Below are 24,148 nucleotides of genomic sequence, written 5' to 3'. Positions count from 1 at the left end.
TGAACAAATTGACTTGCGGTTAGTTTTTAATACACAAACAACTATAAATATGAGAAAAGTTCTGTCTTTTTCGGGCTTCCTGATGTTGGGGCTCATCGTTTCGCAATTCCTGCCGTTGATGGCAGGGGATGGGTATGGAGCTGTTAAATCCATATCGAATGTACTGCTCTATGTATGCCTTAGTTTTATAATGATTAATGTAGGCCGTGAGTTTGTCCTTGATAAAACGAGGTGGAAAAGTTACGCTCAAGATTATTTTATTGCGATGGCGACGGCTGCTTTACCGTGGTTTATGATTGCTATTTATTATGTGTTTATTTTGCTTCCGCCCGATTTCTGGAATAGTTGGGAAGCATGGAAGGAGAATTTGCTGCTAAGCCGTTTTGCCGCACCTACATCGGCCGGTATTCTGTTTACAATGTTGGCGGCTATCGGACTGAAGTCCAGTTGGATTTATAAGAAAATACAGGTATTGGCAATTTTCGATGATTTGGATACGATTCTTTTGATGATTCCTCTTCAGATTATGATGATCGGACTGCGCTGGCAGTTGATTATTGTGGTGGTGATTGTATTCTTGTTATTGTCGATCGGCTGGCAAAGATTGAATAAGTATGATTGGCGTCAGGACTGGAAGGCTATCCTCTTTTATTCAGTGATTATATTTCTGGCTACTCAAATACTGTATCTGGGGAGTAAAGAATTGTATGGGGACGAGGGAAGTATTCATATTGAAGTACTGTTGCCGGCATTTGTTTTGGGTATGATCATGAAACATAAGGAACATGATACACCGGTGGAACGAAAGGTGTCTACCGGAATTTCATTTTTCTTCATGTTTCTGGTGGGAATGAGCATGCCGCATTTTATTGGAGTGAACTTTGCGGAGACTCATGCAGGTTCTTATTCCGTAACCGGTTCGCAGGAGATGATGTCGTGGGGAATGATTCTGTTTCATGTGGTGATTGTCTCTTTATTGTCGAATATAGGAAAGCTTTGTCCGATGTTCTTCTATCGTGACCGGAAATTAAGTGAGCGGCTGGCTCTTTCCATCGGTATGTTTACCCGTGGCGAGGTAGGGGCCGGAATCATTTTCATTGCATTGGGATATAACTTGGGTGGCCCTGCATTGGTTATTTCAGTGCTTACTCTGGTATTGAATCTGATTCTGACGGGTATCTTCGTTCTTTGGGTGAAGAATCTGGCTTTGCGGAGTTATGTGGATTGACGTGATATGGAAATGTTGTGGAGTATTTTTTTAGGCACGGATTACACGGATTACGCTGTTGCTTTATGCAATCGTATTTCTAAAAACCGTGTAATCCGTGTAATCCGTGCCTGAATAATATCAGTTAGTAATCTGTCGAATCGTCCTCTACGTCAATGGGGAGAATCTTTTGGCTTTCTTCATGCGGCAACTGTTCCACTTGCCGCAGTTTGCGTTCGATGGCACGTGTTCGTTTTCCCATGACTTCTTCGAGTTGGTCACCGGCGCTTTGCAGGTTCTTTTGTACTTTTTCAAGCAACCCTCCGAATTTACTGAATTCTGTTTTGACAGCTCCCAATACGGTCCAGACTTCTCCGGTACGTTTTTGGATAGCGAGCGTGCGGAATCCCATCTGAAGACTGTTGAGAATGGCGCCTAATGTTGTCGGTCCCGTAACTACAATCTTATACTCCTTTTGGAGTGTTTCGATGAGACTGGTACGACGGATTACTTCGGCATATATGCTTTCAAACGGCAGGAACATAATGGCAAAGTCTGTGGTAAACGGCGGGTCTACATATTTATCATGGATGTCTTTTGCCATCTTTTTGATTGTATTTTCCAATTGCTTGCCGCACGATTCCATCAATGCTGTGTCTCCCGCTTCGAATGCGTCGTAGTATTGTTCGTATACATCTTTGGGGAATTTGGCGTCGATGGGGAGGTAGACGGTGCTGTTGGCGTCATCTTTTCCCGGAAGTTTGATGGCAAACTCCACAAATTCGGTTCCGCTCTTTTTCGTTTTGACATTGGCGTCGTACTGTTCGGGGCTCATCATTTGTTCTAAGAGTGCACCCAGTTGGACTTCGCCGAACGTGCCTCTCATCTTTACGTTGCTCAATACCTTTTTCAGCCCACCGACATCTTGGGCGAGAGATTTCATTTCTCCCAGTCCTTTTTGTACGTTTTCAAGTTGCGAACGGACGATTTCGAATGATTGGCCGATACGTTCGTTAAGTGTTTTTTGTAACTTTTCCTCTACCATCAAACGCATATCGTCGAGACGTTTTTCGGTGGATTTCAGCAATGCTTCCTGCTGGCGGGCCATCATGTCGAATTTCTGTCGTTGCAGTTCTCCGGTAGTCATCATATTCTTGTGCAGAACATCTTGAAGCTGTTGCATATTCTGGTTCAGCGTTTGCGTCATTTCCATGCGAAGTTCCCGGATGCTGCGGTTCAGTTCTTCCCGGTTTTCCTGCATTTGCTGGCGCAAGGCTATTTGTAATTGTTCTGCTTGAGTTTGATTGTTGCCTTTGGTTAGTGATAATACAAGTAGGACTATCACTAACACGGCAATAACAATAAGTAGAATCAGTTCCATCAATATGTCAGAATTTCGTTTCCGGTTTCCGTTATCAGAATCATATTTTCCCATTGGGCGGAAGGCAGTCCGTCGTCGGTGCAGACAGTCCATCCGTCGGCTTCGTCTATGAATACTTCATAGGTTCCCATATTAATCATAGGTTCGATGGTGAAGGTCATGCCCGGCACAATCATCATGCCCGTACCCCGGCGTCCGAAATGTTCTACGTCCGGTTCTTCGTGGAATTGCATTCCTACGCCATGTCCGCAGAGATCACGGACTACGCTGAATCCGTTCTTTTCGGCATGTTCCTGAATGGCAGCGCCTACATCACCCAGCTGTTTCCAAGGTTGGGCGGCGGCAATGCCTATTTCCATACATTCTTTGGTTACCTGTACCAACTTTTGCATTTCAGGGCTGACGTCACCGATCATAAACATACGGGATGCATCGGAGAAATACCCTTTGTAAATGGTGGAAACATCCACATTGATAATATCTCCGCTTTTCAGAATCTCATTTTTATTGGGTATTCCGTGGCACACTACATCGTTGATGCTGGTGCAGACGCTTTTGGGAAATCCTTCGTAGTTGAGTGGGGCAGGGATAGCACCATGACTGGTAGTAAAATCATATACGAGCACATCAATTTCTTCGGTGGACATGCCTTCCCGGATATTTTCCGAAATATAGTCCAGCAGTGCAGTATTGATTTTGGCACTTTCACGGATGCCTTCCAGTTGTTCGGGAGTACGGAGTACTTTGCGCGGTGGGAGTTTGTAACCTTGCTTTCTGTATTTCTGTATTTTTGCTTCTACTTCAGCCGGATAATTAGAGGGAGTAAACCGGAATCCCTTGATAAAGTTCTTCATTATGATAGCATATTTAATCGTATGACAAATTTAGATAAAATCTCTGATTTTTAGGCCAGTTGTGATAAAAAGTCAAGCCCTTCGGCACAATTCCCCGTCTAATATTCGCGCTTTAAGCACACTGATTCGTATATTGCGGTTGTAACTTAAAACTCTTCATTATGAATAGACCAGACAGAACTGTGGGGATTAACGTTCACAAAGATAGTGTATTTATTTGTGTCATCGATCATTTACACCGGTCAAAAGTACCAATCTATATTCTTAATTAAAAGTTCGACAATCGATTGTCCCTTAGATAATCTTAATTAGAATTAGCCTCTAACCACTTCTTTATAGTCTTCTTCGTAGTTTGTTGTAACCCTTCAAATTGATGAGGATCCTCATTCGCATATCGTATTTTCTGATTCTGGTCATCTTGAAGATCTTCATACAATCTTATCGCAAAAAAGTTATCTTCTTCTGTCGCCATCTTCTCGATCAATAATGGTATAATTTCCCTTCCCATAGCCTTTAATTCTGCATATTGGGGCAATTGTCTTGTAGTAGCTGTATTACTACTAAAAGACCATGTCCATGCTTCTTTCCATTCATTAAACAAAGATTCAAACATTGGCCTCTTACTAATTGCACGTGCCTTTTGGGAGATTATGGCCAGTTCACTCCGTGAAATAGTTATATTTTCTTGAGTAGCCTCATGCATTTTCCTGATTTCTTCAGCGTTAATATCTCCCTGACTACTATGCCATAACAGCCACGTTTGCCCCATCTTAGAGCGCTGGGAGTTACTATGTTTAAAATCACATAAACTTGCATGTAAAGGAGTGGGCCCCTGACTCCAAATTACCGGATATTTTTTTTCTGTTCCAAAGTCACTATCGCTATAATCATAATAAGCATGATACTTTGCTCTCGCATTGCCATATCCGAGATATAAATCGTCCCAGTTATAGAACTCTATCCACGAATAAATCCCCATCGAATATGCATAACAATTGTACAGTCCAGACCAGTTGTTCCAAACAACCGTATTAGTATAATCAACACAAGTAAATGCTTTTTGTAACTGAACTTTTTCTTGGGTAAAAAGTGGACGCGGCAAGCTGTTTCTAATAAGCTCTATCTGCTCTTCTGTTAGTTGATAGTCCCATCCATCTTTTAAAAGATATCCTGTTACATGATCTCTAGTCTTTGGAAAAGAACTAATAATGCTATCAATATATTCCATAATTTCAAGGCTATCAAGTAAATTAACAGTTTGTGCAGTCAATTCATTAGCCGGCTTTGCAGATTCCTCAACGGTACTTACAATGTCTTCACTGCTACAAGCGAAAAGACACAACAGAAAACACATAAAGGTTAAATGTTTCATATCATAAGTGTTTATGTGAATACTATACGAATTTATATATATTTTTCGACATATCCCAATACCTCTCAACTTTTTTTATCACAATCTATGATATTTCATTTTTCCGATTTTGAGCAACATATTTAAAGGGCTCAAAACAACACTAAAGTTGCAGAATATGCGCTATTAGCATCAATCAACGTACTTTAAATGTACGCAACTGGTCAATAGTAGAATAGAAAGTGGGATTCTCCCAGTTACGGGAAATCGTGGATATCATAGGTTTTTACCATTCGTATGAAACGCTAACTTGAGGTATCCATTCCCATCTTTTTCGTATAGCATTATATTGGTATTGCATCCCTGTTTTGATTTTCCAGTTTTTATTTATTTTGAAAATGACATTACTTCCAAATTTGGTTGGTTCCACTTCGGAGGGGAGCCCGCGATATCTTCGGGTATCGAGGTTTTGTGAACCATATATGTCGAGAGACCATTTGGAGGACAATTTATATTCCATTTGGCTTTGGATATGAAAATGATTGGGATTTTCCGCAAAGTCGCTTTTACTATGCAGAATAAGATTCTTGTTTATTCTTAGCCAGGAATAAGTGGGTAAAAAGGTGGAACCTGGCTTTCGGAACATCTTGTATGTGTGAATAGAAGGTTTCGAAAAGATTGTGGAAGATTTTAAAGTGGGTAGTGTGGGATCAAAATCTACAAATGGTTTTCGAGAGTACATGTTTTGCTCTACTTTTTCGATGAACTTTCTATTTATGTTGATCTCCTGATCGGATTCCAGCATTTGCTGAAGTTTCAATGAATCTTGTTGGTTCCATTCTTGTCCTGCTGCGGATAAGGGGAACAATAATAAACAAAGAATATTCAATTGATATTTTCGAATGTCCATACTGCTTTGTGCTAGTAGAGTTTATTGTATGGACGGTGGAAAACAGGAAATGCTGCTCTAAACGATCAATGAATAGTAATTATTTCACATAATATGGGAATACTTCTCTTTTATTTATGATAGTTTTTTAGCTTTGAAAACCGGTTGTATCTTCTGAATCTCCGATTCAAAACCAAACCAGTAACCATGTCCTTCTTCATCGGTGGGAAGGAAACATAATCGTAGATTCTCGCGATATGCTCCATATTCTATTTCCCAGCTTTCAGGTGGTAGCTGTCTTTTGGTCCTTACTTTTTCTGCCGGAGCCTTTTTTAATGACATACCCGCTTCTATCCATGCAATGCTGACTTGTGCCAGGTAGTCGGGATAATGATTCTTGCAGAAATCATAGAGGATTAATCCTCTTTTTTCCAGACTAAGAGGGGTGTCAATGACATCTGTTTGAACTAAATGGTCGAGTAACTCATGTATAAAATGAGGGTTTTCCAGAATGAGTATCCGTGTGATGCTTCGCCAAGTGGGAGTATTATAGAAACCGTCTAACAGGCGGGACAGATAATGTGCTGTCTGTAGTTCATCTACGGTGATTTCACGAGTTTGAAGAACTTCGTATGGAGGGAGTGGGGAGTACTGTATGCCTAACTCGTCCGCTCTTCTTTTCATTTCGGTGCCCGGAAGTAATTTGAGGGATTCCAGTTGAATTTCTCCTGCGCCATACTCTGCTAAAGTGCGGACATCATCGAAAATCTCTGATAGATGGTAGAGTGGGAGTCCTGCTATCAAGTCGGCATGAGTTTCCATGTTTTTAAGTGAACATAGATATTTAAGTCCGGCCAGAGCGTCGGAGAGTTTTCCTATTCTCCGGCTTTGTTCAAGCACGTTTTCCCGTAGGCTTTGGATTCCGGCTTCCAGATGCAGCAGTCCTTTAGGGAGGGTGGCTAATTCCTGTTTGAGTTCATCGGAAAGGAGTGCGGGATGAATTTCCAGATGGAAACAGATATCCGGGTATTCGCGGAATAGATTTAGTAATTCTTTTGCCCGTTTGTTGTTGTAATTGAACGTGCGGTCCAGTACCCTCACGTTCTTGATTCTGTGTTGGTGTATTACGTCGAGACGTTTCCGGGTTGCTTCAAGAGATAGGGTGCGAACTGGCTTTTCACCTCCACTGACACAAAAGGCACAGGTGTTAAAACATCCGCGGGTGGTTTCTAACTGTACAAAAGGTTTGCTCCAGTTGAAGAAACGGCTCTTTTCGGGGGGAACCAATTCGGAAAACTTCATAACGCGGGCGAGTCCGTTGTCATGATATCCTCCCGATTCGTCCAGATAACAGAGTCCTGTGATTGATTTCCATTCTTTTCTTGGCTGATTCCACACTTTTAACCATAAAGGAAATACTTCTTCGCCTTCTCCGCGAAACACTCCGCTTACAAATTTGTTCTTATATAAGAAAGCTTCATTATCTCCTAAAAATTCGGGGCCTCCGAGTATGACACAACAGTGAGGTAGTAATGCTTTTGCGCGTGAAACGATGTGTAGGAGTTGCTCGTGATTAAATAGCCAGTTGGTAGCTGCGATGATGTCCGGTTGATGACGGTAGATTTGATTGACGACACTGCCCGTATTTTCATTGATAGTGGCGGAGACTACGCACCATTCAATAGTGGTATCGTCTGCTATTTGAGCATGGAGTGCAGGGAGTGCCAATGAGGAGTGTGCGTACGAACTATTTAAATCAAGCCAAAGAAGTTTCATGTGGAAAATTTAATATTATCTTTGCAAAGGTACAAAAAACTTGTGGCTTGTGATGTATAGTAAATATAAAATGCTAATTTTGTATTAATAAACGCAATAAACTAGAGAATTATGAAAATGATAAAAAGATATGCAGGTATCTTGATGATGCTGACTTTATTGGTTGGCTTTACTTCGTGTGAAGACGATGAAGATATTTATGACGATTTGATGGGACGCACCTGGGTGGGTGATTTGTGGTTCGGTTCTGATTATAATCCGATAGAAAGTGGTATTCGCTTGGATAATAATGGGCTGGGAATAGACTATCAGGTTTATGATTATAATGGTAAATCTGCAGGTGATTTGCCTTTCCGGTGGTGGGTTGATTATGGCACATTGTACCTTGATTATGGACGTGATTTTGCTTTACGTGAGATAAGGGGCGTTCGTGTCAGAGGGCGTTATTTGCAAGGTGACCTGTATCTTGATGGAGGATATATTGATTATATTGAGTTGCAAATGCAATAGAATAAGATCTGATTTTAATAGAAAAAGGAGTTAAATCAAAATCAATTGATCTAACTCCTTCTCTTTTTTTTGAGTGTAGTTTTATTTTTTCAAAAACAACTTCTTGAACTCTGCCGGATAAGGCGTCTCGAACTCCATCAAATCTCCCGTTACCGGATGATAGAAACAAAGTTTGAAAGCATGGAGTGCCAGACGTCCGATAGGATTGGGGGAATCTTCTCTTCCATATCTTCCGTCACCGATAATGGGATGACCTAAATCCTGCATATGCACACGAATCTGGTTCTTCCGGCCGGTTTCCAGATCGAGCTCCAACAGGGAATATCCGTTGGCACGTTTGATTGTCCTGTAGTGGGTTATAGATTTTGAGCCGCCGTCATCATACTCGCTGGAACTTACATAAAGCGTTTTATCAGTCAGCCAGGAAACGACTGTATCATAATCTTTCTCCATATTACCTTCCACTACAGCTACATATCGGCGGTCGGTCACTATATCATGCCAGTTGTCGCGCAGGGTCCGCTGTGTTTTTTCGTCTTTGGCAAACATCATCAGACCGGAAGTGTCCCTGTCCAGGCGATGAACGATAAACACACGGAATTGACGTCCGGAGCGTTGCACATATTCATTGAGTATCGTGTAGGCCGTGCGCTCTTTCTGGCGTTCCGTATTGACTGATAAAAGTCCTTGCATCTTTTCGACAACAATGATATAGGCATCTTCATACACGATTTTCAGCAGTCTGTTATTAAATTCTTTCTTTCCTTTCTCTTTGCTGATTTGTACCTTCATGCCCGGTTCCAACGGGAAGTTGAATTGCGTGGTTATCACATTATCAACAAACACCACCCGCTTGCTTAGCAACGATTTCAATTTGGTGCGACTTGCGTCCGGCATCTTGGCAGCGAGGAACTCCATTAGTTCCATAGGTTCTTTCACTGCATAATTTGTATATTGAGCGCGTGCTTTTTCAGCAGGAGTTCTTCTGGGTCTTTTTTTCATTTCTTTTTCTTCTTTTGAGATTTTATTTTTCACCACAGATTACACACATTATAATAATCAATAATAAAAATCTGTGTTAACCTGTGTAATCTGCGGTGAACTTTTTATCGAAGTTCCAGTAACACAACATTTTCTACATGGTGAGTGTGAGGGAACATATCTACCGGTTGGACGGCTTTCACTTTATACTTCTCATCAAGCAACTGCAGATCCCGTGCTTGAGTGGCAGGGTTGCAGCTTACATAAACAATCCGTTTCGGTTCAGCAAACAAAATGACGTCAACCACATCCTGATGCATGCCGGCACGTGGAGGGTCTGTGATAATTACATCCGGACGTCCATGCTGATTGATGAAATCCTGTGTCAGCATATCTTTCATGTCGCCGGCATAAAACAGTGCATTCTTGATATCATTGATTTCTGCATTTACCTTTGCGTCTTCAATAGCTTCCGGCACGTATTCGATACCGATCACCTGACGGGCTTGGCGTGAGACGAAGTTGGCGATTGTTCCTGTTCCTGTATAGAGGTCGTATACCAATTCGTTTCCTGTTAGTCCGGCAAAGTCACGGGCTACTTTATATAAATTATAAGCCTGTTCCGAGTTGGTCTGATAGAATGATTTCGGACCGACCTTGAAACGCAGTCCTTCCATCTCTTCAAAGATATGATCTTTCCCTTTAAATACGTGCACATCCAAATCATTGATGGTATCGTTGCACTTATTATTAATAATGTATAGAAGGGACGTTATTTCAGGGAAAGAGTCCGCTACGAATTGGAGTAACTGCTTGAACAGTTCCATTTCGTGCTCTTCCGTAATCTTACAAATAACGATCACCATCAGTTCCCCGGTTGAGGATGTGCGTACGATCATATTCCGCAGCATACCTTCCTGTGTGCGCAGATTGATGAAAGAGTAATCATGCTCGTAAGCATAGTCACGTATTGCATTCCGGATGCGGTTGGATATATCATCCTGCAACCAGCATTTCTCGATGGCCAGCACTTTGTCGAAGGCTCCCGGAATGTGGAAACCCACCGCATTCATCTGGTCATATTTCACATCCTGACGGACTTCCTCATTAGTCAGCCAGCGTTTGTTTGAAAAGGTGAACTCCAGTTTGTTTCTGTAGAATTCCGTTTTGGCAGAACCGAGAATCGGGGAAATTTCGGGAAGTTCGATCTTTCCGATACGTCTCAAATTATCTTCCACTTGCTTTTGCTTATACCTGATTTGCTCCGAATAGGGGAGCACTTGCCACTTGCAGCCACCGCATACGCCATAGTGTTGGCAGAAAGGAACAGCGCGATTGGGTGACAGCTCGTGAAACTTCACCGCTTCAGCTTCGGCATATTTATTCTTTTTACGCTTGATTTGCAGGTCTACCACATCACCCGGCACTACATAGGGAACAAAAATCACCAGGTCGTTTACTTTTGCGATGGCTTTTCCTTCGGCAGCCACATCCATGATTGTTACCTTCTCCAATAAGGGAAGCTCTTTTTTCTTTCTTGCCACTTTTACACCAGTCTAATAATTACTTTGCAAAAGTAGGTATTTTTTTTGGAAAAAATTCGGGTATATAGAAATATTCCGGATTGTAATGTCGAAATTGCATTTTGATAGAAAGTTTTTTCGCAAAAAGTTTTCAAGTTTGCGAAATATCCTTAGATTTGCGAAAAGATAATAGTCATAATGTAACTTTAAACACAATATTATGGATAAAAAAAGAGTTTATACCTTTGGTAATGGTCAGGCAGAAGGAAAAGCTGACATGAAGAATTTGCTCGGTGGTAAGGGAGCCAACCTTGCTGAAATGAATTTAATCGGAATTCCTGTCCCTCCCGGATTCACAATAACTACAGATGTTTGTACGGAATATAATACGCTAGGGCGTGATAAAGTGGTTGAGCTGCTGAAAGATGAAGTAGTAAAAGCGATCGCCCATGTGGAAGCGTTGATGAAATCTAAATTCGGTGACATTGAAAATCCTTTGTTGGTGTCTGTACGTTCCGGTGCACGCGCATCTATGCCGGGTATGATGGATACGATTTTGAATTTGGGATTGAATGATGAAGTGGTAGAAGGAATTATCCGTAAGACTGGTAATGCACGCTTTGCATGGGACTCTTATCGTCGTTTTGTACAGATGTACGGTGATGTGGTTCTGGGCATGAAGCCTACTAATAAAGATGATATCGACCCGTTTGAAGCCATCATCGAAGAGGTGAAGAAAGCGAAAGGGGTGGAACTGGATAACGAGCTGAAAGTGGAAGACTTGCAGGAACTCGTAAAGAAATTTAAAGCTGCCGTGAAGGAACAGACGGGAAAAGATTTCCCGACTTGTGCATACGAACAACTGTGGGGAGCTATCTGTGCCGTATTTGATTCATGGATGAATGAACGCGCTATTCTTTACCGTAAGATGGAAAGTATACCTGATGAATGGGGTACGGCTGTCAATGTACAGGCTATGGTATTCGGTAATATGGGTGATACTTCGGCTACAGGTGTGTGTTTCTCGCGTGATGCCGGTACAGGTGAAGACCTTTTCAACGGTGAATACCTGATCAACGCGCAAGGTGAAGACGTTGTGGCCGGTATTCGTACTCCGCAACAGATCACCAAAATCGGTTCTCAACGTTGGGCTGTGTTGGCTGGCGTTACCGAAGATGTTCGCGCGGCGAAGTTCCCTTCCATGGAAGAGGCAATGCCGGAAATTTATAAAGAACTGGATGCTCTTCAGACCAAACTGGAAAATCACTATAAAGATATGCAGGACATGGAGTTCACCGTACAGGAAGGTAAACTTTGGTTCCTTCAGACGCGTAACGGTAAACGTACGGGTGCTGCCATGGTGAAGATTGCTATGGATTTGCTCCGTCAGGGCATGATTGACGAAAAAACTGCTTTGATGCGTGTGGAGCCGAATAAACTGGACGAACTGCTTCATCCTGTATTTGATAAAGATGCTTTGAAGAAAGCCAAAGTGCTGACTCGTGGTCTTCCGGCTTCTCCGGGTGCCGCAACCGGCCAGATTGTATTCTTCGCCGATGACGCTGCTGAATGGCATGCTGCCGGTAAACGCGTGGTGATGGTTCGCATCGAGACTTCTCCGGAAGACTTGGCGGGTATGGCAGTTGCCGAAGGTATTCTGACGGCTCGTGGCGGTATGACTTCTCATGCTGCTGTGGTGGCTCGTGGCATGGGTAAGTGCTGTGTATCGGGTGCGGGTGCATTGAATATTGATTATAAGAACCGTACTGTAGAAATCGACGGCGTTGTTTTGAAAGAAGGAGATTATATTTCTTTGAACGGAAGTACAGGTGTGGTATATAATGGCAAGGTGGAAACGAAAGCTGCAGAACTTTCCGGTGACTTTGCAGAATTGATGACATTGGCTGATAAATATACCCGTTTGCAGGTACGTACGAATGCGGATACTCCTCATGATGCGGAAGTCGCCCGTAACTTCGGTGCGGTAGGTATCGGTCTTTGCCGTACGGAGCATATGTTCTTCGAGGGTGAAAAGATCAAGGCAATGCGTGAAATGATTCTGGCAGAAAATGCGGAAGGACGTCGGAAAGCATTGGCTAAGATTCTTCCATACCAACAGGAAGATTTTAAGGGTATCTTTAAAGCAATGGCAGGTTGTCCGGTAACTGTCCGTTTGCTCGATCCTCCTTTGCACGAGTTCGTTCCTCACGATTTGAAAGGACAGCAGGAAATGGCAGATACTATGGGGGTGAGCTTGCAATATATCCAGCAGCGTGTAGAATCACTGTGTGAGCATAACCCGATGTTGGGTCACCGTGGTTGCCGTCTGGGAAATACTTATCCTGAAATTACACAGATGCAGACACGTGCCATCTTAGGTGCTGCATTGGAACTGAAGAAAGAAGGAGTGGAAACTCATCCGGAAATCATGGTTCCGTTGACTGGTATCCTGTATGAATTCAAGGAGCAGGAAAATGTAATCCGCTCGGAAGCAAAGAAGTTGTTTGAGGAAGTGGGAGATAGTATCGACTTCAAAGTTGGTACAATGATCGAAATCCCGCGTGCTGCTTTGACTGCCGACCGTATCGCTTCTTCTGCCGAGTTCTTCTCATTCGGTACAAATGACTTGACGCAGATGACTTTCGGTTATTCTCGTGATGATATAGCTTCTTTCCTTCCTGTTTATCTGGAAAAGAAGATTTTAAAAGTGGATCCGTTCCAGGTTCTCGACCAGAATGGTGTGGGACAATTGGTACGTATGGCTACAGAAAAGGGCCGTGCTATCCGTCCGGATCTGAAATGTGGTATTTGTGGTGAACATGGTGGTGAGCCTTCTTCTGTGAAGTTCTGCCACCGGGTAGGTTTGAACTACGTTAGTTGTTCTCCGTTCAGAGTGCCGATTGCCAGACTGGCGGCGGCGCAGGCTGCAATAGAAGGATAGTCAAATACGCTGGTTAGGTACTTAACTATCTGATAAATAGACTGTAAATACTTGTGAAAGTATTTGCAGTCTATTTTTTATGTCCGCTTTGTCTTGGGCATTCGTTCTCTTGGTTAAATAAATATTTGGTATTTATTATAAAAAACTAACCAAATGTTTGTTTAATCGTAAAAACAGCTTTACATTTGCACCCCAGAAATCGACCGAATTGGGGTCTAACGTTTAATTTAAAAAACAAAGAAGATGAAAAAGGGTTTATTATTGGTAGTTGTAATGTTGGCAACTATCGCTGTAAAAGCACAAGACATTTACGTAGGCGGATCTTTGAATCTGTGGCGTAACAGTACAGGCAACACTACCTCTTTTAAAATTGCTCCGGAAATCGGATACAACTTTAATGAGACATGGGCATTGGGTGCTGAATTGGACTATTCACACAATTATGTTACAGGACAAACTGCAAACTCTGTATTTGTAGCTCCGTACATTCGTTGGTCTTATTGTGAAACCGGTGCTGTCCGTCTGTTTCTGGACGGAACTGCTGCTATCGGCTTCGTGAAAATTAAAGATGGAGACACCACCAAGGCTGGACAAGTGGGACTTAGACCGGGTATTGCCGTTAAATTGAACGATCACTTTTCTTTTATTGCCAAGTATGGTTTCTTGGGATATCGTAGAAATGTAAATACGCTTGGAGATTCTTTTGGTCTTGAACTTACCAGTGAAGATCTTTCAATTGGTTTCCATTACGCTTTCTGATAAGAGGAAAACAGTTTAATCAAATAGGAAAGGGAGTTCTCAAAAATAGGGAATTCCCTTTTTCTATGTATAAACTCTATAAATTACGCACTTGTTAACGAAAAAGTTGTTTAATACGAATTACAATTATACATTTGTATTGTTAAATAGGGAGGGGTAATAAAATCCCTTAGTATTAATTTAAAACTTTAAAATTATGAAGAAGAGTGTTTTGTTTGTTTTATTTGCACTGATTTCAGTGGCAGGTTTCTCTCAAATTACAGGTTGGAATGCCAAAGTAGGTATGAACTTTAGTAATTACACCGGTGATCTTGACCTGAATGCAAAGGTTGGATTCAAACTTGGTGGAGGTTTTGAATATGCTTTTGATGATACATGGTCACTGCAACCTTCATTATTCCTGACTAGCAAGGGGGCAAAGAAAGATGGAAGTAGCATTAATGCAATGTATTTGGAATTGCCGGTAATGGCTGCTGCGCGTTTCAATGTAGCAGATAATACTAATCTGGTGGTTAATGCAGGTCCTTATTTTGCTTGTGGTATTGCCGGTAAGACAAAGTTTGACTTAGGAAATAATACGGAGCATAAAGAGAATACTTTCGGTGATGATGGTTTGAAACGTTTTGATGCTGGTCTTGGTGTGGGAGTCGCATTGGAGTTTGGTAAGATCATTGCAGGTTTGGATGGTCAATTCGGTTTAGTTGACGTACAAAAAGTTGGCAATCCTAAAAATATGAACTTCTCTATTATCGTGGGATATAAGTTCTGATAAGAAAACACTGAAAATACAGAAAGCCGTTGCAGAAGACAATTTGCAGCGGCTTTTTTAGTTCATGATTGAGAAAGTCATTTCTTTTATTGTGGGTATAATGGGAATGCACAGTCAGTTTACCATCGGCTTTTCATTAATCTGATAACTTCTTCAACTTTTTAAAGTGCTCGATTACGGCTAAATAGTTCTGATCCTGACAGGCATCGAATTTGTTCCAAAGATCTCCTAATACGACAGCCCCTCCAAAACCGAAATCTTTAATCTCCAGTAAATTATCTTCATTGATGCCTCCCAATGCCATTACTTTAGAGTCGATGATTTTCGCTCTTTGTGCTTCGCGCAATTCTTCGGCAGTATAGGTTGAATAGTAATTCACTTTAGAGATACTGTCATAGATAGGACTCATAAAAACATAATCATAAAAATGCTTTCTGTTTTTCACCTCTTCCACTGAATGGCACGAACAACTGATATGGCCATAATAGTCATGCGGCTCTTTGGGATTACGGGCATTCAGGTGGATTCCCATCAGATTGAATTCCTCTTTTAGATAAAAATGCTCATGCGTGACAATGCGGCGGTGATATTTCTCCGGAATAAGAGTCAGCAGCCGTTCTGAATACATAGCCGGAGTCTCCGGTTTCCTAAGATGTAGGACATCCAGCCCCTCTTCGAAAAGAGCGGTAATTATCTTATCTTCTTCGACAAAGAAGGTAGGGGTGGTAACTACAATTAGTTTCATTTCTTTCGTTAAAATTGGATTGTCTAGCAAAGTTACTAATTAACTATGTCAGAAACCAACCTTTATAGTGAAAATTTGTTAGATTGCAATGTCCGCAGGTCGATTGTCCATAGTTTACCGGCTAAAACATCACCAAAATCACAGATAATTTTCAACACTTCCGTAGCTTCCACACTCCCGACAATAGCAGGAGTAACTCCTATTACACCTTTAGGCGGAGGAGGCATCCGCTGCATTTCTTCTTCGTCAGGATAAAGATCCCGGTAGTTTTTCTTCTGATTTCCGTAATTGAACACAGAAACCTGTCCTTCAAAACCACAGATGGCTCCATATACGTAGGGTTTTTCCTGTTTAATGCAGATGTCGTTAATCAGGTAGCGGGTGGCAAAATTGTCGCAGCCGTCGACCACTATGTCGTATTTCTGAATAATATCATACGCATTATCTTTCGTCAGCCGGGTAGAGTAGGGATAGATCCTGATCCCACTGTTGAGAGCGGAGAGTCGTCCGGCTGCACACAAGGCTTTCGGTTTACCCAATTCCTTTTCGGAATAGAGAACTTGCCGTTGCAGGTTAGTGATGCTTACCAGATCATCATCTACCAGTCCGAGACAGCCCACACCCGCACCTGTCAGGTAAAGGGCGATGGGAGAGCCTAACCCTCCCACGCCTACAATAAGCACTTTGGCTTCCTGCAGTTTCTTCTGACCTTCTTCTCCGATTTCGGGAAGTATGATTTGTCTGTCGTACCGCATCTGCTTATCTTTTAAAGTCAAAAGACTGGTCCCAATCTTTCCAGACCGGTTCACGGCCTAATCTCTTTAAATCACGTTCCACTTCAACCGCTTTCCGTTCGTCACTTACATGAAATTGTTCCAGCGTTTGAGGATAACTGTAATATCCTCCCGGTTCTGTTTTACTCTCTGCACTCATGGTTGTGACGCCGAGTGTTGCCATGTGATTTCGAATTTCTGCACTCTCACGGGTGGAATAGGAGATATCTACGTCATGGTCGAAGATTCGCATAGCGAATGTAAGTTGAGCCAGTTCCCGGTCGTTCATGACTACATTCGGCTGGAATCCGCCATTTTCAGACGGGCGCATACGCGGGAAATTTACGCTGTACTTTGTTTTCCAGTAATGCTTCTGCAGATAACGCAGATGATAAGCCATCATCGTAACGTCTGTCCGCCATTCTTCCAGACCGATCAGGACACCCATGCCAATTTTGTGTACACCTGCCTGTCCCATACGGTCGAAGCCGTTTACACGCCATTCGAATTTGGATTTCATGCCTCTCGGATGGTACGTTTTGTAATTTGCTCTGTTGTAAGTCTCTTGAAAACAGATCACTCCGTTCAGGCCATGATTTGTCAGTTCCTTGTATTCCTCCGCTTTAAGAGGCATTACTTCAATTTGCAGATTGCTGAAGTAAGGCTTCGCTAAATCCAGTGCCTTGGCAATGTACGGAACGCCTGCTGCGGCAGGATTCTCACCAGTTACAAGCAGCAGGTTTTCAAAGGGAGCCAACCGTTTGATGGCTTTGTATTCGTTGACAATCTCTTCCTCTGTCAGTATTGTTCTCTTCATCGGATTGCTGATGTGGAAACCGCAATAGACACAGGAGTTGGTACATGAATTAGTCAGGTAGAGCGGTACGAACATGGAGATAGTCTTACCGAACCGTTCCATCGTATATTTCTGACTAAGGCGTGCCATCACTTCCAGATAAGGAGTGGCGGCAGGTGAAATCAGCGCCATAAAGTCGTTGACATCCAGATGCTCTTTTTTACCCAATGCACGGCGTACGTCGGCATCTGTTTTGGAATAGATGGCTTTTGTCGTCTCTTCCCAGGATATTTTTTCTAATTCGTCGGAGAACATTCTTATTAAATTGAGAATTGAAAATTAAAAATTAAAATGAGGGGAGGGCAGGTTCGGTCAGTGGGCTGACTTTTTGTTTCTCCCCACTCATTATTTGTTGGTTTTAGCGCTTTTCTTTAAATCGCGTGACAGTCTCATTGCACAGAAATTGGGTCCGCACATTGTACAATATTCTCCGTCGATATGATGTCCTGCACGGAAATAGGTCTGTGCCCGTTCCGGGTCGAGAGACAGGTCGAACTGATCTTTCCAGCGGAACTCATAGCGGGCTTTACTCAATGCGTTGTCCCGTACCTGTGCACCCGGATGACCTTTTGCCAGGTCAGCGGCATGAGCGGCTATCTTGTAGGTAATGACTCCTACACGTACGTCCTCCTTGTCGGGTAAGGCAAGGTGTTCTTTCGGAGTGACATAACAAAGCATGGCCGTACCCAGCCATCCGATTTGTGCGGCACCGATAGCAGAAGTGATATGGTCGTATCCGGGAGCAATGTCCGTCACCAACGGGCCGAGCGTATAGAATGGGGCGTCATGGCATTTCTCAATCTGACGTTCCATGTTCTCTTTAATTTTATGCATCGGAACATGTCCGGGTCCCTCGATAAATGCCTGAACATTCTTGTTCCAGGCACGAAGCACTAATTCTCCCATGGTATCCAGTTCGGCAAACTGCGCTTCGTCGTTCGCATCATAGATGGAGCCCGGGCGAAGTCCGTCTCCTAAGGAAACGGCTACGTCATATTGTGCCAGAATATCACAAATATCATCAAAGTGATCGTATAAGAAGCTTTCCTGATCGTGTACGAGACACCATTTGCTCATAATACTTCCTCCACGGCTGACGATACCGCACAACCGCTTGTCGGCAAGATGAACATTATGGCGGCGGATACCTGCATGGATGGTGAAGTAATCTACGCCTTGTTCACATTGTTCGATCAATGTATCCCGGTAGATTTCCCAGGTGAGGTCTTCTACTATGCCGTTCACTTTTTCAAGTGCCTGATAGATGGGAACAGTACCGACCGGTACGGGACAATTGCGGATGATCCATTCACGTGTTTCATGAATATTTTCTCCGGTGGAAAGATCCATCAAAGTATCTCCCCCCCATTTACAGCTCCACAATGCTTTCTCCACTTCTTCATCTATGCTTGAAGTAGTAGCTGAATTTCCGATATTTGTATTGATTTTCACAAGGAAGTTGCGTCCGATAATCATCGGTTCGGCCTCCGGGTGGTTGATATTGGCTGGTAATACGGCACGTCCCTCTGCAATCTCCTGACGGACAAATTCAGGAGTAATATGAGTGTTAATTCCCAGTTCCTCGCAATTCATGTTTTCGCGGATCGCTACATATTCCATTTCAGGAGTGATCATCCCTCTTTTGGCATACGCCATTTGAGTGATTGCCTCTCCTTTTTTAGCGCGATAGGGCAGGGCGATGTGCTCGAAGCGTAAGTGATCGAGACTTTTATCATCCCTTCTCATACGTCCGTATTCCGAAGTGATTTCAGGGAGTTGTTCCACATCGCCACGACTCACAATCCATTCTTCGCGCATACGGGGCAGCCCTTTTTTAAGATCGATGCTCATATTTGCATCGCTGAACGGTCCGCTGGTATCATATACATATATCTCCGGATTGGGTGTTGCTATCTTTTCTTCGCCTTCAAAGCTGACACTGGGCACTTGTTCCACTTTCCGCATGGCTACACGGATATTCGGATAAAGTTTACCGGGTAAATAGACTTTCTGTGAGCGGGGAAATTTTATTTTTTGTTCCATAGTTTATTCGTTTTTAATCAAGAAAAGCCGTTAGAGGTGAACTTGCTTCTGCCACGAAGTCTACGGCTTGTAATCCTAATCCTGCTTCGTAAGCCTGTCTTCCGGCTTCTGTAGCCGCTTTGAATGCTTTTGCCATTTCTACCGGATTTCCGGCAACGGCTATTGCAGTATTTACTAATACAGCGGAAGCTCCCAGTTCCATTGCTTCGGCAGCATGACTGGGTGCACCGATACCCGCATCTACGACCACCGGGATACCTGCCTGTTCGATTATGATTTGCAGGAATTCTTTGGTCTGCAATCCTTTATTAGTACCGATTGGTGCACCGAGTGGCATAACGGTAGCTGCGCCCGCCTCTTCCAGACGTTTGCAGAGTACGGGGTCAGCCTGACAATAAGGCAACACGATAAAACCTAGTTTTACCAGTTCTTCCGTAGCTTTCAGTGTCTCGATAGAGTCAGGGAGCAGATAACGCGGGTCCGGGTGAATTTCCAGTTTCAACCAGTTTGTTCCAAAGGCTTCGCGAGCCAACTGTGCGGCAAAAACAGCCTCTTCTGCATTACGTACACCGGAAGTATTGGGCAATAGCTGAATATTCGGATGGATAATATGTTTCAGCATGTCATCCTCTTTGTTGTCCATGTCGATTCGTTTCATGGCAACAGTAACCATTTCCGTGCCTGAAGCCAGAATAGCTTGTTCCATTACTTCATTGGAATTGAATTTTCCTGTTCCCAGGAAAAGACGGGAGTTAAATTCGCGTCCCGCAATTACTAACTTTTCCATTTTATGTATTTTAGTTGATTATTTAAATGCTAATTTATGAGTTCACCACAGAGGACGCAGAGGACACGGAGGTCTGATGATTTCTTATTCATTATGGAGTTACACAGAGTATATGTGTTTATCATTCTGTTTTAGGAAAGAACGAAAAACTCTGTGTACTCTGTGGTGAATCAATGATTCTACGTGTCTCTTCTACCGGATTGTCCGCTCCGAGAATGGTTCCCGACAGGGCTATCCCGTTGACTCCTGTATGAAGTATGGCAGGGATATCCTCATAAGTGATTCCTCCAATCGCTACTACGGGGATTTCGATATTCGCCTTTTTCATCTGTGAAAGGATGGAGGAATAACCTTCCAATCCCAGTACAGGGCTTAAATTCTTTTTAGTGGTGGTAAACCGGAAAGGACCGATGCCGAGATAATCGGCTCCGGCACGGTAGTGCTGTACGACATCTTCGAATGTATTTGCGGTGCCGCCGATAATGAAGGCTTCTCCAAGTATCTGGCGAGCTTGGTCGATAGGCATATCTTTTTTACCCAGATGCACACCGTCCACTTCCAGCTTTTGCGCCAGTTCGACGTGGTCGTCCAGAATCAAGATCGCTTCGTGTTCTTTGCAGAGCGGTTTCAGTTGCAAGGCTACTGCCTCCACTTCTTCGGGAGAAGCGTCTTTCATGCGTAGCTGGATCCATTTGCACCCTCCTTCGAGTGCCATACGTGCCGATTCGAGGTACGAATACCGTTCGGTCTGATGCGTGATAAATTGTAGACTGACCATTCCCTTATCCTCCGCAAGCAGCTTTGATAATCACCAGGTTGTCGTTCTCATGCAATATGAAACCTTCCCATTCGGTACGGGGAATCATTTTGTTGTTTACGGCGATAGCAATGCCTTGAACAGGAAGTTCGAGCTGTGCTGTCAGTTGTGTAAGGGTAGAATCAGGAATAATTTCCACCTCTTTGTTGTTCACTTGTACTTTCATTGTCCTATCAGAATAAATAAATTGAAAGTAAATACAAAGAGCGTGCTTGAATGGAAAGGCGATAACGAAGAAACACAATCCCTACGTCAGTACTAACTGCATCAGGTTCCTAGGGTATAATCTCAGCCCCTCGAGGGGCACCCCTTTGTCTTTACAGGGGCAAAGTAAGCGAAAAAGAAACAGAAAAACACTAAATCATCCGATTTTTTTTCATTTTTCTGTTGATTTTTGTTTTTTGATGGGATGGGAAAAGATAAACCGGGCACCATTCTTATAGCTTTTGTCAATCCAGATATCACCTCCCATATATTGGATGGTCAGTTTGCAGATGGCCAGTCCCAATCCCGTACCCTGCATGAATTCATTCAGCTTTTCGAAACGTTGGAATACGAGTTCCTGCTTGTCTTCGGGGATTCCTGTGCCGGTATCAGTCACGGAGAACAGCATACATTGCTTTTCCTCATCCACTTTATAATCCAGCGTGATACTTCCTCCGGCGGGAGTGAATTTCAGCGCATTATTCAGTAGATTGATAATAATCTGTTGCAGGCGTAACGGGTCTGTGTAGAGCTTATAGGGTTCTTTAGGCATTTGAAGTTTGATGTCTACATCCATTGTCTTGTTCCGGTTGGTCAGGGTAATCATATTCTGGCAATGGTTCACCAGCTCACACCATTCATAATTGAATTGCAGTTTCCCTGATTCCAGACGTGATATATCCAGTACGTCACTAATCAATTGTAGCAGTAAATTAGAATTGGTCTGGACAATATCTGCGTATTCTTTCAGTTCCTTATTTTGCTCAACAGAGCCGATAATCAGGCTGGAGAAACCGACAATGGCATTTAAAGGTGTCCGTATCTCGTGGCTCATATTCGAAACAAAGGCACTTTTCAACTGATTGGCTTCTTCGGCACGTTCCTTGGCGTCACGTAATTCAACTTCAGACTCTTCCAGCTTCTTTTTATCTTCCCGTAATTGTTTCGTCGTTTTTTCAAGGTGGTTCTTCAGGATTCTAGTCCGGTAATAGTAATACAAGGAAATCATCAGGCTTCCTACTAATACGAGAAATATGATCAGGATGAACTGCACTTCTGTCTTGTAAGCTACAAAGAACGGGATGGGCTGATTGATGACCATTGAGTTGACAGGTAACTTCTTGTCTTCAAATCCCCATTCTTTTAGTTTCTTCGCATCAAATTTATATCTGTTGGGCAAGATATTGATACTGCTGATATCAGTTTCCTTCTGGTCTAAAAAACGGTAAGCATATTCTCCCATGCTTTTTCCCACTCCTTCATATTGCGGGACATATCCTCCGATAGCCCAGTAACCAATGGCAGTGGAAGTCATACTGAACACAGGCAGGAGAGGATTGGCTTTGGAGAAAGCATAAACAGAGTTGCTCATGTAGGTGATACCCCGGCTGTCGATTCTCCAGATGCCAAGTAACATTGCCGTGTTTCTGGGAAGATTGCGCAATTGATTGACAGCCATATCAAGTGTATGGATGCGACCGTCGATGTAAGTGATAGATAACTGCGGGAAATGCTGCAGGTTTTTCTTGAACCATGCCAGTTCGGCAAGTCCGTTGTATGTATTATCCGATACAAATACCAGATGCTCGGTATCCGGATAGAAATCCTGTATCATTTCTATGTCTTTGCTGATATTGTATTCGTATGAATTACAGTATTTTACATTATAGTCTTTCATTCGTTCCGTTAAGTCGATACTTACTGGATTATAGTCTCGGATATCGATCGAATCCTCCGGAATACGGATTCCGTTGCGTGATGCCATTGCGCAAAAAACAGGAAGCTGCTTGTATTTTTCATCTTCAAGATGGAGGAAACTGCTCCATGCTTCCCCACCCAGAAGAATCACTAATTTAGCTTTCGGATGCTTATCCAGAATATCGGTTAATGTTTTTTTCCATTGGTGTGCCTGCGTTAAGTCTGTTGCATTCATGTTTTCTACGATGGTCGAGTATTTTCCTCCCAATCGGGTGTAAGTTTCTATAAATGTACTGATGTTGTCGTAGGTGTATTTAGTATCCGAATTATAAGAGGTGATGAACAGAATTTCTCCCGCAGATTCTTCTGTGGTGGCAGCATTGCAAAAAAGAGGGAAGAAAAGGATTGCAATGGAGACGATAAATCGTATTTTTTTTCTTTTATATAGTATCATAATTGTTTGTTATGTTGGATTATTAGTTGCAAAAATACAACTAATGCGTCTGATATACAATAAAAGTCAGTTTTTTTTAGTCTGTAAAAAAGGTCGCTGTGAAATACACAACGACCTTTTCATAAGTATAGTTTAGTCTATGAAATCCGATTACATTCTTTTTTCAACCACATCCCAGTCGATGATATCCCACAGGGCGTTAACATGGTCGGCACGGCGGTTTTGGTAATCCAGATAATAAGAGTGTTCCCAAACGTCAAATCCGAGAAGCGGTTTCAAACCGGCGCGTACTGGGTTGCTTCCGTTCACTTCTTTAGTGATTTTCAGTTTACCGTCTTTATCTACGGATAGCCAGGCCCATCCTGAACCGAACAACCCGACTGCTGCTGCATTGAATTCTTTCTTGAAGTTTTCAAAGCTGCCGAAGTCACGTTTGATGGCTTCTCCCAGTTTGCCGGTTGGCTCCTTTTTCGAAGGTTTCGGGGCAAATTGCAGGAAGTACAGATTGTGATTCAATACTTGTCCGGCGTTATTGAATATAGCTCCATCCGGTGCGGCTGCAACGATTTCTTCTACCGTTTTACCTTCATATTCTGTACCGGGCACGAGGCTATTCAGATTATTTACATACGTTTGTAGATGTTTTCCGTAATGGAAATCTATTGTTTGCTGACTGATTACAGGTTCCAATGCATTGTTTGCATAAGGAAGTTTAGGCATTTCGTAAGTCATGGTCATCATAATTAAAGACATTAATATAGTATTCATAATGTTACAAGTTTTAATCGGCTTGTTATACTATAATAACAGAAGCCCTCTGCAAAATGTTC

21 protein-coding genes and 1 riboswitch are annotated in these 24,148 nt (G+C 42.8%); of the genes, 5 read left to right on the top strand and 16 right to left on the bottom strand.

Translation table 11 applies throughout. The features are described from left to right. Nucleotides 1–49 precede the first annotated feature (49 nt). A complete protein-coding gene (locus AB3G73_RS06015) occupies nt 50–1,228 on the top strand; it encodes a sodium:proton antiporter (protein WP_148366987.1) in 1,179 nt (392 codons plus the stop codon). Nucleotides 1,229–1,352: 124 nt separating this feature from the next. Here AB3G73_RS06015 and AB3G73_RS06010 read toward each other — a convergent pair whose 3' ends face one another. The 5 genes from AB3G73_RS06010 to AB3G73_RS05990 form a co-directional block, all read right to left on the bottom strand. Next, nucleotides 1,353–2,588, bottom strand: a complete 1,236-nt coding sequence (locus AB3G73_RS06010; protein ID WP_195649605.1) for a DNA recombination protein RmuC — start codon at nt 2,586–2,588, stop codon at nt 1,353–1,355. After that, complete coding sequence (gene map, locus AB3G73_RS06005) at nt 2,588–3,442, bottom strand: type I methionyl aminopeptidase (protein ID WP_148366985.1); 855 nt, start codon at nt 3,440–3,442, stop codon at nt 2,588–2,590. The genes AB3G73_RS06010 and map overlap by 1 nt, the downstream gene beginning before the upstream one ends. 304 nt (nt 3,443–3,746) lie before the next feature. Then, nucleotides 3,747–4,814, bottom strand: coding sequence for a hypothetical protein (locus AB3G73_RS06000; RefSeq protein ID WP_367743640.1), 1,068 nt, complete (start codon nt 4,812–4,814; stop codon nt 3,747–3,749). Between the two features lie 265 nt (nt 4,815–5,079). Continuing rightward, nucleotides 5,080–5,703: a DUF4858 domain-containing protein gene (locus AB3G73_RS05995; RefSeq protein ID WP_217722094.1), complete on the bottom strand. Its 624-nt coding sequence runs from the start codon at nt 5,701–5,703 to the stop codon at nt 5,080–5,082. A gap of 114 nt (nt 5,704–5,817) precedes the next feature. Next, on the bottom strand, nt 5,818–7,458 hold the full coding sequence (locus AB3G73_RS05990) for a DUF4080 domain-containing protein (RefSeq protein WP_367743636.1): 1,641 nt from the start codon (nt 7,456–7,458) through the stop codon (nt 5,818–5,820). A 111-nt stretch (nt 7,459–7,569) separates the two neighbouring features. On the opposite strand from AB3G73_RS05990, the gene AB3G73_RS05985 reads away from it, so the two are divergent. After that, entirely contained in the window at nt 7,570–7,968 is a 399-nt protein-coding gene (locus tag AB3G73_RS05985) for a hypothetical protein (RefSeq protein WP_148366982.1), read from the top strand. Nucleotides 7,969–8,049: 81 nt separating this feature from the next. On the opposite strand, the gene AB3G73_RS05980 is transcribed toward AB3G73_RS05985, so the two are convergent. Then, entirely contained in the window at nt 8,050–8,970 is a 921-nt protein-coding gene (locus AB3G73_RS05980) for an RluA family pseudouridine synthase (protein WP_099145921.1), read from the bottom strand. Between the two features lie 104 nt (nt 8,971–9,074). Further along, on the bottom strand, nt 9,075–10,445 hold the full coding sequence (gene rlmD / locus AB3G73_RS05975) for a 23S rRNA (uracil(1939)-C(5))-methyltransferase RlmD (protein WP_259023465.1): 1,371 nt from the start codon (nt 10,443–10,445) through the stop codon (nt 9,075–9,077). Between the two features lie 247 nt (nt 10,446–10,692). On the opposite strand from rlmD, the gene ppdK reads away from it, so the two are divergent. The 3 genes from ppdK to AB3G73_RS05960 all read left to right on the top strand — a co-directional run bounded on the left by ppdK (nt 10,693) and on the right by AB3G73_RS05960 (nt 14,941). After that, the gene (gene ppdK / locus AB3G73_RS05970) at nt 10,693–13,413 is read left to right on the top strand and encodes a pyruvate, phosphate dikinase (RefSeq protein WP_195649602.1); all 2,721 of its coding nucleotides are present in this window, start codon (nt 10,693–10,695) and stop codon (nt 13,411–13,413) included. Nucleotides 13,414–13,656: 243 nt separating this feature from the next. Beyond that, nucleotides 13,657–14,172, top strand: a complete 516-nt coding sequence (locus AB3G73_RS05965) for an outer membrane beta-barrel protein (RefSeq protein WP_148366979.1) — start codon at nt 13,657–13,659, stop codon at nt 14,170–14,172. Between the two features lie 196 nt (nt 14,173–14,368). Continuing rightward, nucleotides 14,369–14,941: a porin family protein gene (locus tag AB3G73_RS05960; protein ID WP_148366978.1), complete on the top strand. Its 573-nt coding sequence runs from the start codon at nt 14,369–14,371 to the stop codon at nt 14,939–14,941. A gap of 136 nt (nt 14,942–15,077) precedes the next feature. On the opposite strand, the gene AB3G73_RS05955 is transcribed toward AB3G73_RS05960, so the two are convergent. From AB3G73_RS05955 to AB3G73_RS05915, 9 genes are all read right to left on the bottom strand, one after another. Further along, entirely contained in the window at nt 15,078–15,686 is a 609-nt protein-coding gene (locus AB3G73_RS05955) for a thiamine phosphate synthase (RefSeq protein ID WP_148366977.1), read from the bottom strand. 62 nt (nt 15,687–15,748) lie between these two features. Further along, nucleotides 15,749–16,441 carry a HesA/MoeB/ThiF family protein gene (locus AB3G73_RS05950; RefSeq protein WP_234133551.1) on the bottom strand — a complete coding sequence of 231 codons (693 nt, stop codon included), beginning with the start codon at nt 16,439–16,441 and terminating at the stop codon, nt 15,749–15,751. 4 nt (nt 16,442–16,445) lie between these two features. Beyond that, a complete protein-coding gene (gene thiH, locus AB3G73_RS05945; RefSeq protein WP_148366975.1) occupies nt 16,446–17,570 on the bottom strand; it encodes a 2-iminoacetate synthase ThiH in 1,125 nt (374 codons plus the stop codon). Nucleotides 17,571–17,660: 90 nt separating this feature from the next. Further along, nucleotides 17,661–19,358: a phosphomethylpyrimidine synthase ThiC gene (gene thiC / locus AB3G73_RS05940; RefSeq protein WP_195649601.1), complete on the bottom strand. Its 1,698-nt coding sequence runs from the start codon at nt 19,356–19,358 to the stop codon at nt 17,661–17,663. Nucleotides 19,359–19,371: 13 nt separating this feature from the next. Continuing rightward, the gene (locus tag AB3G73_RS05935; protein WP_004295706.1) at nt 19,372–20,145 is read right to left on the bottom strand and encodes a thiazole synthase; all 774 of its coding nucleotides are present in this window, start codon (nt 20,143–20,145) and stop codon (nt 19,372–19,374) included. A gap of 121 nt (nt 20,146–20,266) precedes the next feature. After that, nucleotides 20,267–20,923, bottom strand: coding sequence for a thiamine phosphate synthase (locus AB3G73_RS05930; protein WP_195649600.1), 657 nt, complete (start codon nt 20,921–20,923; stop codon nt 20,267–20,269). Nucleotides 20,924–20,927: 4 nt separating this feature from the next. Then, the gene (gene thiS / locus AB3G73_RS05925) at nt 20,928–21,128 is read right to left on the bottom strand and encodes a sulfur carrier protein ThiS (protein WP_148366972.1); all 201 of its coding nucleotides are present in this window, start codon (nt 21,126–21,128) and stop codon (nt 20,928–20,930) included. Nucleotides 21,129–21,189: 61 nt separating this feature from the next. Then, nucleotides 21,190–21,283, bottom strand: a riboswitch (TPP riboswitch). A gap of 55 nt (nt 21,284–21,338) precedes the next feature. Further along, nucleotides 21,339–23,318: a HAMP domain-containing sensor histidine kinase gene (locus tag AB3G73_RS05920; protein ID WP_297284802.1), complete on the bottom strand. Its 1,980-nt coding sequence runs from the start codon at nt 23,316–23,318 to the stop codon at nt 21,339–21,341. A 150-nt stretch (nt 23,319–23,468) separates the two neighbouring features. Then, a complete protein-coding gene (locus tag AB3G73_RS05915; RefSeq protein WP_148366970.1) occupies nt 23,469–24,086 on the bottom strand; it encodes a superoxide dismutase in 618 nt (205 codons plus the stop codon). Between the last annotated feature and the right edge of the window lie 62 nt (nt 24,087–24,148).

It is taken from the genome of Bacteroides sp. L008, assembly GCF_040812255.1.
In the GTDB taxonomy this organism is placed as follows: domain Bacteria; phylum Bacteroidota; class Bacteroidia; order Bacteroidales; family Bacteroidaceae; genus Bacteroides; species Bacteroides vicugnae.
The sequence above is the reverse complement of the archived record's forward strand: the minus strand, read 5'-3'. Positions and strand labels throughout refer to the sequence as shown.

Bases quoted from the DNA above. Each gene is read 5' to 3' on its own strand.
- AB3G73_RS05995 (WP_217722094.1), bottom strand. From the start codon at position 5,703: ATGGACATTCGAAAATATCAATTGAATATTCTTTGTTTATTATTGTTC.
- thiS (WP_148366972.1), bottom strand. From the start codon at position 21,128: ATGAAAGTACAAGTGAACAACAAAGAGGTGGAAATTATTCCTGATTCT.
- AB3G73_RS05965 (WP_148366979.1), top strand. From the start codon at position 13,657: ATGAAAAAGGGTTTATTATTGGTAGTTGTAATGTTGGCAACTATCGCT.
- AB3G73_RS05980 (WP_099145921.1), bottom strand. From the start codon at position 8,970: ATGAAAAAAAGACCCAGAAGAACTCCTGCTGAAAAAGCACGCGCTCAA.
- map (WP_148366985.1), bottom strand. From the start codon at position 3,442: ATGAAGAACTTTATCAAGGGATTCCGGTTTACTCCCTCTAATTATCCG.
- AB3G73_RS05955 (WP_148366977.1), bottom strand. From the start codon at position 15,686: ATGAAACTAATTGTAGTTACCACCCCTACCTTCTTTGTCGAAGAAGAT.
- rlmD (WP_259023465.1), bottom strand. From the start codon at position 10,445: ATGGATGTGGCTGCCGAAGGAAAAGCCATCGCAAAAGTAAACGACCTG.
- AB3G73_RS06010 (WP_195649605.1), bottom strand. From the start codon at position 2,588: ATGGAACTGATTCTACTTATTGTTATTGCCGTGTTAGTGATAGTCCTA.
- thiH (WP_148366975.1), bottom strand. From the start codon at position 17,570: ATGTTCTCCGACGAATTAGAAAAAATATCCTGGGAAGAGACGACAAAA.
- AB3G73_RS05985 (WP_148366982.1), top strand. From the start codon at position 7,570: ATGAAAATGATAAAAAGATATGCAGGTATCTTGATGATGCTGACTTTA.
- thiC (WP_195649601.1), bottom strand. From the start codon at position 19,358: ATGGAACAAAAAATAAAATTTCCCCGCTCACAGAAAGTCTATTTACCC.
- AB3G73_RS05950 (WP_234133551.1), bottom strand. From the start codon at position 16,441: ATGCGGTACGACAGACAAATCATACTTCCCGAAATCGGAGAAGAAGGT.
- AB3G73_RS05990 (WP_367743636.1), bottom strand. From the start codon at position 7,458: ATGAAACTTCTTTGGCTTGATTTAAATAGTTCGTACGCACACTCCTCA.
- AB3G73_RS06015 (WP_148366987.1), top strand. From the start codon at position 50: ATGAGAAAAGTTCTGTCTTTTTCGGGCTTCCTGATGTTGGGGCTCATC.
- AB3G73_RS05935 (WP_004295706.1), bottom strand. From the start codon at position 20,145: ATGGAAAAGTTAGTAATTGCGGGACGCGAATTTAACTCCCGTCTTTTC.
- AB3G73_RS05960 (WP_148366978.1), top strand. From the start codon at position 14,369: ATGAAGAAGAGTGTTTTGTTTGTTTTATTTGCACTGATTTCAGTGGCA.
- AB3G73_RS05930 (WP_195649600.1), bottom strand. From the start codon at position 20,923: ATGGTCAGTCTACAATTTATCACGCATCAGACCGAACGGTATTCGTAC.
- AB3G73_RS05915 (WP_148366970.1), bottom strand. From the start codon at position 24,086: ATGAATACTATATTAATGTCTTTAATTATGATGACCATGACTTACGAA.
- ppdK (WP_195649602.1), top strand. From the start codon at position 10,693: ATGGATAAAAAAAGAGTTTATACCTTTGGTAATGGTCAGGCAGAAGGA.
- AB3G73_RS05920 (WP_297284802.1), bottom strand. From the start codon at position 23,318: ATGATACTATATAAAAGAAAAAAAATACGATTTATCGTCTCCATTGCA.
- AB3G73_RS06000 (WP_367743640.1), bottom strand. From the start codon at position 4,814: ATGAAACATTTAACCTTTATGTGTTTTCTGTTGTGTCTTTTCGCTTGT.